The 12,044-nt window shown below is 47.5% G+C and carries 7 protein-coding genes; 1 reads left to right on the top strand and 6 read right to left on the bottom strand.

The window, feature by feature from the left end:
* Entirely contained in the window at positions 1-2,301 is a 2,301-nt protein-coding gene (locus L3C95_RS07195; protein ID WP_236386181.1) for a fibronectin type III domain-containing protein, read from the bottom strand.
* A gap of 94 nt (positions 2,302-2,395) precedes the next feature.
* Positions 2,396-2,617, bottom strand: coding sequence for a hypothetical protein (locus L3C95_RS07190; protein WP_236386179.1), 222 nt, complete (start codon positions 2,615-2,617; stop codon positions 2,396-2,398).
* Between the two features lie 538 nt (positions 2,618-3,155).
* Here L3C95_RS07190 and L3C95_RS07185 point away from each other — a divergent pair.
* On the top strand, positions 3,156-3,653 hold the full coding sequence (locus L3C95_RS07185) for a hypothetical protein (protein WP_236386177.1): 498 nt from the start codon (positions 3,156-3,158) through the stop codon (positions 3,651-3,653).
* Positions 3,654-3,739: 86 nt separating this feature from the next.
* On the opposite strand, the gene L3C95_RS07180 is transcribed toward L3C95_RS07185, so the two are convergent.
* The 4 genes from L3C95_RS07180 to L3C95_RS07165 form a co-directional block, all read right to left on the bottom strand.
* Positions 3,740-5,464 carry a hypothetical protein gene (locus tag L3C95_RS07180; RefSeq protein ID WP_236386175.1) on the bottom strand — a complete coding sequence of 575 codons (1,725 nt, stop codon included), beginning with the start codon at positions 5,462-5,464 and terminating at the stop codon, positions 3,740-3,742.
* Positions 5,457-6,800, bottom strand: coding sequence for a PKD domain-containing protein (locus L3C95_RS07175; RefSeq protein WP_236386173.1), 1,344 nt, complete (start codon positions 6,798-6,800; stop codon positions 5,457-5,459). Before L3C95_RS07175 ends, L3C95_RS07180 begins: the two co-directional genes overlap by 8 nt.
* Positions 6,801-6,898: 98 nt before the next feature.
* On the bottom strand, positions 6,899-11,242 hold the full coding sequence (locus tag L3C95_RS07170; RefSeq protein WP_236386171.1) for a hypothetical protein: 4,344 nt from the start codon (positions 11,240-11,242) through the stop codon (positions 6,899-6,901).
* 245 nt (positions 11,243-11,487) lie between these two features.
* Positions 11,488-12,030: a hypothetical protein gene (locus tag L3C95_RS07165; RefSeq protein WP_236386169.1), complete on the bottom strand. Its 543-nt coding sequence runs from the start codon at positions 12,028-12,030 to the stop codon at positions 11,488-11,490.
* Between the last annotated feature and the right edge of the window lie 14 nt (positions 12,031-12,044).

The raw sequence follows: 12,044 nt of genomic DNA, 5'->3' as shown, positions 1-12,044 counted from the left end.
TTATTTATTCAACAAATCAGTTATTAATTGTTCCAGTTCGACTTTCAGATTGTCGACGATAACATCATCCTCTACTTCGTCATTTCTTTCAGTAACAATGTAGTCAACGAGGTTCTTACCGTTTATTCTGAGCACCTGGGTGATGAATGCATAGTATTCCTTACTGGATATATGCTGGTCAAACATGTCTGCCACTGCCACTTTGTTCTTCTGCAGTTCCGCCTCTTTAAATGCGACACTCAGTTTTGAAAATTCATCTTCTACAGGCGCTGAAACATCCACACTATCTATGGCAATGACAACTACGTTCTTACCCTGGTTGGCATTGTCAGGCATTATTTTTCCATTTAAAAGTGCTTTCTTAGTTCTGCTGATCAGATCATTCAATGCGGTTCGGCTGGCATCGAAATCCTCATTGATCTTAGTACGTCTGCTGTCATCATAATCAGACTTCAGTTTTTTAACTGCTTTTACCAACATGTCAGTAACCGACTTCACCAGCTCCTCTTTTTCCTTATTCACTGCATCTACTTCTTTTTTTGCTTCTTCAAATGCAGCTGCTGCCTTGTCTTTCTTATCCTTTGCTGCGGCCTTCTCTTCCGGTGTTTTCGCATTGTCATACTCGGCCTTTGCATTGTCGTAGTCTTTCTTAGCCTGTTCCAGGTTGTCTGCAGCTTTAGTAATACGCTCTTTCAGGTCTTCCGGCAATTCATTCTCGGCCATTTTCCTGATCTCATCAGCCAGATCTTTCACCAGGAGATAGTCACTATCTATCGACAGATGCGCCAGGTCATTTATCACGCTAGCCAGATCTTTGATGGCCTGTACCACCTTGTCCACCCCTACTACCTGTGTTGCCAGGCTATCAAAAGTGGTTTGTATCACACCGCTCAGCAACTGCCGGCTGGTATTGACAGTAATATTGTTAAACTTCACTTTTACTTTTGTATCGCCCAGGAATGGGATCATTATATAACCTGCCCCCTGGAATGTACCAGCACCAGATACGGTCGTAAGACGTACCGGGAAATCGCCCGCCATGATCTGATCACCATTCTTCAGTTCCTTAATAGGCTCCTGGTTAGCCAGTTTGATATCAGGTAATAATCCACAGTTCTTATTATCAGCAGTATCTCTTGCCGGCATATCAAAACCATGCAGGTCGCCCATTGTTTTTATTGCTGACACACAATACCCACCCACACGGTACTCATAACTTCTGCCCGGCACCGCATCATTGATCGCCGCTCGGGTTTCTGTTGTTTTCATACTGAACCATTCTGCACCGGTTTTATTTGCTTCGCGATATTCTACTATGTATTCCGACATTTGGGGCTGCGGTAACCAGTTGACAGTAACGACGTTCTCCTCTATCGTTGCCAATACCTGCTGTGGTGGCTGACAGTTCTCCTGCAATACGAACCAATAGATCTCACTGTAACCATTGTTCAGGAACACTTCAAATTCATCAGCGCCTAATTTCGCTTTTGCCTTTACACGCCATGCATATCGCTTACCCGGCAAGAGCGGGGGCTCTGCAGGCCCATACAATAATGTTGTAGTAGCTGTAGTGGTTTGATACAACGGAGGTGAATTCAGAAATGCCGCTTCCGGTGCAATCACCGTATCCCATAACTCTGTCAGTGTAAACTCATACTCTGTCTGAAAAGCTGCATTGGCACTGCTCATATGGCGTGGTGTCCAGTTGAAGATAATATTCAGGGGATCCCTGAATGCCACGCCTCCACCTTTGACGGGCAGGTTCAATAAAGGCGGCTGACTAACACTGATCCATGCAGGCGGGGAACACCCCTGCGTACTATTGCTGACCTGCTGACCGCTATTCACTTCTACCGCCTCCACACAGAAAGTATAATATCCGTCCGGCAGGTGGATATTCGGCATCAGTTGCGAAGGAGGAATGCCCGAAGCATCGAGATTGGCCAACTGGAAATAAGGGGCCAGATCATCCACGCTTAGTCGCAATGGAATACCTGCATCCAGTTGAATAGCCTGATAATAAACATAGTCTTTACTACGCAACACCGCATTACCACCCTTGATGATAAAGCGTAAACGGACGGATAACGTAGGACTTTGCAGGTCAGTGTTCAGCAGGGTGACAATCATTCTGGCCTGCGTACCGGTATAGAGGTCAGCCAGCTGCGGTGATACAGGTTGCAATAACTGCACCTGCACCTTTACAGGATACTTCTGCGCGGCCGATCTGAAATAACCAGCGCACAGCAGCATGCCTGCCAGCAGCGCTATACGGAATGTGTTATATATACTGTGTTTCATTTTTCTGATTGCTACATGTGTGTGTTTATGACAATTTTTACCACTGCAATGCCCATGGAAGTTCCCGGCAACAGGTAGGTACCTGCCGTTACATTCAGCTTGTAAAAGAGGTTGAACTATGTGGACCGACTATAGTCAATTGCCTGTTAAGCGGATAAGTTGCACCGGTAGTGCTATGTATAAAATTGATATTGTGCTGATGGTGGATGCTGTCTTTTGCAGTGTAAATAAAATCAGTAGCAACGGGTATTACTACTTCTTTAAAACAGGATGTCAACAGCAGGCGTAACCCCAAGTCGTAGGTTATCGTATTCATAGGTAGGGTGTGGTGTGCTTAGTACAAACAAGGACGAATATATTAAAATAATATTAAGATAGATACATTTTTTTATATATCTGTGATTATAAGCAGGCTAGCGTAGTACACACAGGTGTATAGTCCCACTAAAGAGAAAGAAATGAGGGAAAAGTTACTGTCCGGGGATTTTGTCGGTTAATGGCTGATGGATGAAAGGCCCTATGCATTCATTAAAAGTTGAGACGTATATGCTATACTGGTTCCAAATAAAGTGCCAGAATGTAGTACATTTTACACACAACCTCGCTGCAGTATTGCCTGAGTACGGTGTGAATCCATTGATATCATTACATTTTTTGGGATATCCTACAGCAGTAAAAAATTATCGTTTTCTGTTAAAACCGTTAACCGTAGCTATTCCGGGTGTCTGCATATTTCATATATAGAGGCTGCCTACAGGTTGAGCATGCTACTCCGGCGGATAGTTGCTGGTACGAAAGTGGTATGACATTAATCTGAATGTCTTCGAACAAATGTTTCATTTAAAATTCATGGCATGAGAAACGGTACAACGACCACTACAGGCATTCCAAAGACCAGAAGCGCAACAGGAATATTAAAGCAGCCTGTAAATCATAACAGGGCCAGGGATATCGCTGTTATTGCCGGCGTAAGCGCTATTGCCGGCTCACGTACAACGTTAGCCCCCGCCCTGATCTTTCCTGAAAGCAAGGTACTAACCCTGATGGCTGCCGGAGAAACTTATGTGGACAAACTTCCCGGCATAGGCGACAGAATTGAGCCTGTTGGACTAATTACCAGAAGTATCTCAGGCGCTGTTACCGGGGCCATCGTTAGCAGAAGAAAACATAAAAGTATGTGGTTGGGTGCTTTGATCGGTGCTGCTGCAGCCTGTGCAGGCGCTTATATAACCTTTTATGCCAGAAAGAAATTCGGAAAGATCACCGGCACACCCGATCCTGTTGCAGGACTTGTGGAAGATGTGGCGATGATATGCCTGGGTAGTATTTTACTGAATGACGACCGGATATAGACTATGTATAAACCTGGAGGCCGTCCGCGTGGGGCGGACGGCTTCATGTTTGCCTGCAGGTATCTGTTGATAATAAAGCCGCTACTTCAAAAACTATAACTATATCCCACCGTTGCCGTTACATTACTCGCCGTGCCCTTGGTACTCCAACGTGTCTGATGCACCGCATTCATATTCAGATTATGTTTTTTCATGAACAGGTATGCCGCATTCGCGCGAAAATTCAACACCTGTCCCTGTTGCTGTCCATTATTGGTGCTGCTATTGTACGAGCTGTTAAAGCCAGCGGTTACCTTCTTATCAAACAACCGTGTGTTCACGCCAAAGGTAGGCCCCAACGTTAGGAACTCATCTCTCCCAATAGTATTATAACTTAGGTTAAAAGCGCCGGTAATGCTCATCTGCCGTGGTATCAGCAACAAGGTATATGCAGTACTGGAGTTATAGAACCGCGAACCGTTGCCTTTCCAAAGCACGTCGTTCTGAATATCTGCCGCGTCCTGCACATTCAGGTTGAGGTTGATATTGTGGCTTTTGGTCTTATTGGCTTTTATCATATAGGTAAGCGTTAGCCCGGCACTCTGCGATATCTGTTTGAAGTTCAGCGTATCCATATTCTCATAAGGATTCGTCTGGTTGATATAATCAAACTGCGGTTTTATGTGTGTGAACGTCTGAAAATTGGAATAAGTGAAGTTCGCATTCCACTTTTCATTCGGCATGTAACTGGCATTTATCGCGCTAACCATACGGAACGTAGCACCAGCCTTGGTATTGTTCAGGTCATCACGCTGATAGCCCACATTGCCGGATATAGTAGCCTTATCATGCAGCAGTGGTTGTGACAGATTCACGGTGATGTTCTCCATGTCGTTGTTCATATAGTAGGTACCCAGCGTCTGGTAGCCGGGGTCTATACGCTCGTAGCCTAAGCCTATCACGCTTTTATGGAATGTGTAGTTCATACCTGCTCTGATGGCCTTAAAGAATTGGGTATTCTTGATATCATACATAAATACGTTTTCCAGCAAATTGCCGCGATCTGAGCTGGAGGGATGAAAGTCCCGCTTATCCAGTTTCATCGCGCTGTTGGCGTATTCAACGGTCAGCTCCAATCCTTTTGCAGGGCGCAACATACCCGCAAGGCTCACGGCAAGGTTTGCTCTGGGGAAGATGTGCAGGGTATCCGGGATGTATTGCATAGGATCCCTGAAATCCTGGGCCCGCAGGAAGTTCAGTGATAACGAATAGTTTTGCTGCTGTAAGGCAAGTTTAGCACCATAAGCCATCCGTTTGTACGTAGGCAGTATGTTTCTGTTTGTACTGTCGTAATCTACTGCGCGCAACAACCGTCCGTACATCACACTAATGCTCCAGGTTTGTTGCGGTGCTATATCCAGTCCGACCCCGGTGAACTGGTGCCCATTTAATGTATAGGGAGAGAACGACATGGCTACATCTCCTATATGAGCTGTCACTCCTTTATAAGTCGGATGCAGGCTCAGGCGATTGGGCATGGTAGGATACGAGTAACCGGCACCGGCGTTAGTCAGGTTAAACGAAAATGGCAGGTTGATCCGCCCTAGTATGTTCATATTCACGCTACCGTTCAGGTACCAGTTAAACGGCTGCCGGCCACTACCACTGCCGCTGTTGAATACGGTACTGGCGTTTACTCCGCCGTTCACTTTAAGGGGCTTACCCTTGCCAAACAGATCCCGGATATGTTCCAGGTCTACCTGCTGCGCAGATGATAGCAGTGGCAGCAGTAAGGCAACAGTACACAGGTATAGGATACGGGATCTATTCATATTTCTGTACTTTAATGTCCGCCATGATATAGGCTGTGCTGCCCTCCAGCACATAGTCTTTTATCTTAATGGCGCCTTTACGGCCATCTGCCGTCTGGAATAATATAATACGGGGTAATACTGTCTGGTCAAACTGCAGGCCGCCACTAACGCCGGCAGGCACCTGGATGGCTTGCAGGGGCGCATCTGTCTGCATGTTGTCAAAATCGCTTACGCTGAATGAAACGCCGCAATTGCATTGCTCCTGTTTATTGATAAACCGCGTCACCGTAGCACCGGGTATGGCGGGGAAGGTATAGCTGGCGGCAGAATCCGGCGATACAAATTTGTTATAGGTAAAAGTGCGACCCAGCCCAAAGAATACCAGGTCAATCTCTTTCCCGACTTTTGTCAGGTCATCGTTTTTACGATATACTTTCCGCAGGCGGGTAGAATAAAAACAACCAATATCTGCGTGCGCGGTGCTGATACCCAGTTTAACATCCGTGATAGTGCGCAGATGCGAATTAGGTTTTACCGTGATGGTCTTATTTACCGTTTCAGATCCCTTCCCATTTGTATTCGTCAGTGTAATAGTGTAGGTGCCCGGATTGGCAAAGTAGATAGTGTTAGCGGAAGCCGTATCGCTATCCAGCACACCACCTGTAGACTGCCACTGCTGCGTAAGATAACTCACGCTTTTGCCACCGAGTACCGCTGTCAGGGGTGCTTCGTAGTCGTCGTCGAATGGGCCCGGAGCTACCGTAAAATCGGTATGTAAGGGTGACTTTACTGTAATGGTTTTGCTGGCGGTGAACTGTTGTCCGCCATTACTCACCTGTAAAGTTATAACATGCGGCCCGGGTGTGGTAAAGGTTACCAGCGGCGGTACGGCGGTGTTGGCACTGGCCGGCTCGCCGTCCTGGAAGGTCCAGTTATAACTGCTGGCGCCTACAGTACGGTTAGTGAGCTTTACCTGCACGGGTGAAAAATCGTTCACCTGTATCTCGGCATCGAAAGACACCTGTACGGCACTGTCCAGCTGCAGGATGATGGTCTTGCTACTCCGGGTATCGTCATTCCACGCTTCCAGCGTGATCTTATGCGGACCGGCCTGTTTGAAGCTGATGGCCCCCGGGTTCTCATAATCAGAAGTAGCAGGTTCGCCGCCTTCAAAGGTCCACTTAAACCCCGTAGCGCCTGCGCTGCGGTTGGCCATGTTTACAGATATTGGCACGGTATGCGAACTGTCTGCCAGCACGTAGGCAAAATCCACCGTAAGTGGCCGGTTTACCTCTTTGTAGCATGCAGCCAGCAGCAGTATAAATAGTGTATAGGATATTAGTTTCGTCTTCATATTATTAAAAGCTTCGCACCAGCCCTTCTTCTTTATAAAATCGGTAAAGAAGATACTGTATACCGCGTTTCAGCTGCCAACAGTATCTTCTTTAGTGATTATTGTGTGATGATGATCTTCCTTATCAGATTGCCCAACGGCGTTTCCAGCAGGAGCACGTAGGTACCTGCCGTTATATTCAGCTGGTAGCCTATGTTAAATTGCTCGGCAGCGCTTTCTTTTCGATCATTCACCAGCTGATTGCTGATGATGTTGAACAGGCGCAGGCGTATCTCTGCTGCTTTGTCTAAAGTCACACGTACGGTGAATTGCCCGTTGTTAGGATTAGGCGACACCTCAAACGATGTGATGAACGGCTGCTGTGCACCTCCGGGAGCCGGTATGGATTGTGATTCCAATACGGCAATATCTTTTGTATATACCTTTTCACAATTGCCAATATAAGAGTGCAGGGTGATGCGATACACACCTGTATCTGCAAAGCGCAGACTGGCCAGCAGCGGCGTGTTCTGCAACACAGTAATGTTCTTGCTGGCTGGTATTTCCCATACGGTACGTTCCGGCATCGGCGTGCTGATATTGATCAGCGATACTTCCTCATTACGGAATACCTGTGTGGATACCACAAATTCTGCTGAGATATCTGCCTGCCGTTGTTGTATGCCGATGGTATCACGACCTATACAACCTTTACCGTCCATTACACTTACCCAGTACTGGCCACTCTGATTAAGCGTCACCGCCGGTGTAGTGGCCTGGAAGGCTGGCTCACCGCCCCATGTATAAGTAGCAGCAGGATCCGCTATAGCAGCATTTACCGTATAACTCTGGTCATTACAAAGGGTTATATCGCCTCCCAGTAGCACCTGCAAAGGTGGCGGGTCTGGCAGGTTGAAAGTCTGCACACGTTTACAATTATTCGCGTCCTGTACAGTAAGCGTGTATTTGCCTGCATGCAGCTGGCTTATACTGTTGGTGGTTGCTCCGTTACTCCATTCATACCGGTAAGGTTTAATGCCGCCGCTGATCTGCGTGTTAATGGCGCCATCGCTATTGCCCGCACAAACCGGCGATATGATGTCTGCATTCACTACGATGCCATTAGGTATGAATACATCTGCATTATTCTGTGCTTCACAACCACGGGAATCTGTTACAAACACGAGGTAAGATCCCTCTATTAAGTTGCTGATATCGCTGGTGGTTGCACCATTCGTCCATTCATAACTGAAAGGGCCTGTACCGCCGGTAACGGTGGTATTTACAGCACCATCCTGTCCGCTGGCGCAGGTAACCGGTTTGGTGGTCAGCTGCACTTCCAGCAGGTTCGGCTCAACGAGGCGGAAGGTGTCGGATATTTTATCAATATTATTCGCGTCTGTGATGATCACTCTATATGTACCGGTTGTTAATCCGCTCGCTGATGGCGTCGATTGACCGATGGCAGTATAACCGCCACTCCCCTTCTTATACCATGCAAAGCGGTATGGCAGCGGACCATTGATGCGTACCCCACCATCTGCAGTAGCTTTCAGCACGCCATCTGCGGCTCCTTTACATGATACGTAACGCTGCTCTGCAACGGTTACTACAAGCGGAGGTGGTTCTTTCAATGGGAACTCTGCCACCAACGTACAACCCTCCATATTGGGATACGGACCGGTATATTGAGCGTCTGTGATAATAGCCTTGTAATCGCCTTTAGGTATACCCGATAACACACTTTCATAACCACCCGCCACTACCTGACCGACGCCATTGCCCAACGGTGTACCGTCTGCCTTTTGCCAACTAACATTGTAGCTACCATCAGCTTTAGCAGTACCACCCCGCACCAGTATTTTAATGCTACCATCTGAGTAGCCATAAGCAAGGGGTTGGGTCAATACTTGCTGCGCTATCTCTATTGGGGCAGCAGGTTGTTCAACTGTGGAGTCGCCTGATAGAGGACATCCATGGTAGTCTGTTATGTTCACTGTATACGCGCCGGCATGCAGACCCGTATTATAAGCCTGCTGACTGCCGTTGCTCCAGTTGTATTGGTATGGTGTTGTACCACCGCTTACGAGTGCTTCCAGCGCTCCATTGCTGCCATCGTAACAGGTGGCTGGCGTGGTGTTGAATTGTACCTGTAAAGGAGCCGGATCTATCAGGTCTGTAGTATCGGATAATATGCTGATGCCATTGGCGTCTTTTGCTTCTACCAGGTACTGACCGGCAGGCAGGTCAACTGCGATGCTATCTGTTTGTCCGATAGACACAGCCATGCCGTTCACGATGTGATACCATTCGTAGGTATAACGGGGCTGAGTTTTATATGGTACACCGCCATTTATAATTGCAGTAAGCGTACCATCGAACTTGCCGGTACAGCTAACGCTGTCGGTAATCTGTATATTGGCGACTAATGGTGGCGGTTGTCTTAGCGGAAAGGTATTGATGACCGTACAGCCTGTCCTGCTGTCTGTAGCAGCCGCATTATAGTTGCCATCTTCAACTGTCAGGGTGTAATCGCCATCTGGCTGGTTGCTGATAGTGGTGGTATAGATGCCATTGCCATCTACAGTATTTACGGGTGTTAACAAGGTGCCATCTGCCTTTCTCCACACAACATCATAAGAGCCGTCTGCTTTTGGCGTACCACCTTTCAGATGGACGGTAATGCTGCCATCCGAATATCCGAATGCTTTAGGATCGGTGATGGAATAGGCATCCACCGCAAGCGGCGCGTCAGGTTGTTTAACACTGAAGCCTATCTCCTCGTCTCCGGCAGCTGTCTTGCCGGTACATCCGTTCTGGTCTTTTACCTTTATCAGGTAGTCTCCTTTGGCGAGGCCGGTTATGGTGTTCAGAGTGAACGGCTGCGTGAGATAATCATTATCCGCCACCCCTTTATACGAGGCTACATAGCCGCCTGCACCTCCATTAATATTTAGGTTAACGCCACCATCGCTGCCTCCAAAACATTTTGCATCAATAGGAACCGGCGTAGAGAAGGTGACAGGTGTAGGTTCGTCCAGCTGGAAGTCGAACGTACTTCCGTCGCTGTAACTGTTGGTGCCATTAATATTCCCGGTTACTTTTACCTGGAAAGTGCTGGCGAAAAGTGTATTTGAAGGCCAGGTATAAGTCCTATCTGGCTGCATTGTTACACCGATCTGATTAGGTAGGGTGCCACCAATAACGTTTTTCAAGTCCTTGACTTCTACGTTTATAGTCTCACCAGTATACGCCTGACGGTCAAAGGTAACTATGAAGCCACCGTCACTGGCGCCGTTACAGGATATCTTTTTGGGAATGATGTTCGTAATGCGCGGTGCTTCCAGCCGGTAATCCAGCGTAAAAGTATTGGATTCGCGGTCCTGTGCACAAGCCGGTACCATTCTAACCCGTACATTTTTCGTGAGGTATTTTTCCCAGTCACTTCCCAACAGGCTTTTGCCGGAGACCTGAAGAACATTCGATCCCTGCTTGTTATCAGGAGCTTTCGTCCAGGGGCCGTTATCAGCCGAGTATTGCCAGATGTATTGCTGGTTTGGTATCCCTGGAGTACCAATGAGCCTGATCTCAGTGTCTGTCGGTAATATATTAGAGCCTGTTCCGCTGTATACCACGTCATTCATGACTCTTCTATAGGTCACATGGATTTTACTGCTCGGGTCCATCGCCGAGACAAAAGGGTTATCAATATTCCCGTCAAATTCCTGCCCTGTATGACTGACATTGAAAGTCTCCGACCGCTTTACATCGTTAAAAGGGAAGCTTCGATCCCATGTACTGTTAACTTCTATGGATGCTATTTTTTTTGCGGTGCTGTGTATGGCGCTGCCTGTCCTGTTGATGACCTCCCATGCGGAGGGAAGCGCAGTCGATATAAATGCTAATATCTCGTCCTGTGTGCCATCTGTATAATGAGCAATCATGTTATAGTTTAGCGCCAGACTGCTGGGATATACTTCCGTTGTCTGGATCTGTAATTCATACACATTGGACACAGGTTTAACGTCTATAAACAGAGTAGACTCAGAATGATAGCCAGCAAATAAACCACCAACCCTGGTACTAAAACAGGTACGATCGCCCGCAGGGAACATGTAATCTAGTTCCTTTGACTCTGCAGTGTTACTGCAGCTGGTTTTCCGCTTACCATATACTGCAATCCCTTTTACCATATTGTCCGACGAAAAGGTAATCGTCTTGGCGGGAAAATACCATGGCTGGCCATCTCCGATACCGTCCAGGGATCCGGATGAGATAAGCCTTGAGTCGCCATGGTCAAAAAGGGCATATACTTCGTAGAGACTGCCGCAGGCTGCTGTGCCGAAGCCCATGATGTCGCATTTTATGGTCAGCTCGTACACCGCCGTCGGGTTTTGCGCGGCTAGCCTGCCGGTAAACACCAACAGGGGGAGAAATAACAGGAATAGGGCTCTTTTTATCATTGGTCGCATAGGTAAAAAGTATGCAGGGATTTAACTTATTTTAACTTTTTTGAGCGGGCCTGCTCAAACTGTTTTTGTTTACAGCGCGTACGCCATACTCATAAACAGTATCGATCGTCAGCAATTCGTCTATAGTCATTTTCACGTTTTCCGAAAGTATTTTCCAGCAACTCAGCGGCCGTTCACCAGCCGCTGAGTATAACTGCATTCGTTTATTCCGGCATCATTATTTTTCCGGGCATAATTCAACGTAGTGTTTTGGAAGAATTATGCGGGGTGCTGCTTGTCCTGTTGATGACATCCCCGTTGGAGGGAATCGCAGTTGTTATGGACGCAGGCTTAATGGTTATATGCATATTAGACTGAACGTTATAGCCAGTGAACAAGTCGCCAACGTTAACATCAAACCAGCTAATATTGCCCGCAGGAAGGACGTAATCTCTTTGGCCAGCAGCCAGGGTATTGCAGCGGCTGTTTTTCCGCTTGCTCCATACGGCAATCCGTGTTACCGGGTTGTCCGAAGTAAAGGTGATAGTCTGTGGGGGAAAAGGCCATACCTCGCCATCGTTCAGACCATCCAGTGACCCGGAGGTGATAAGGTTTGTACTGCCGTTCTGCATAATGGCATATATTTCATAGCCGCTGCCGCAGCTCGCTGTGGTGCCGAAGCCCATGATAGTGTAATCGACGGTCAGCTCGTACGTTGCGTTCTGCGCGGACAGTCTGCTGGTAAACGCCAACAGCGGAAGGAATAACAACAATAAGGCTCTTTGTGTCATGGTTCTCATAAATAAAAGGTATG

The sequence above is a fragment of the Chitinophaga filiformis genome (assembly GCF_021646545.1).
In the GTDB taxonomy this organism is placed as follows: domain Bacteria; phylum Bacteroidota; class Bacteroidia; order Chitinophagales; family Chitinophagaceae; genus Chitinophaga; species Chitinophaga filiformis_A.
Note: the sequence above shows the minus strand (reverse complement) of the source record. Positions and strands in the feature narration are given on the sequence as shown.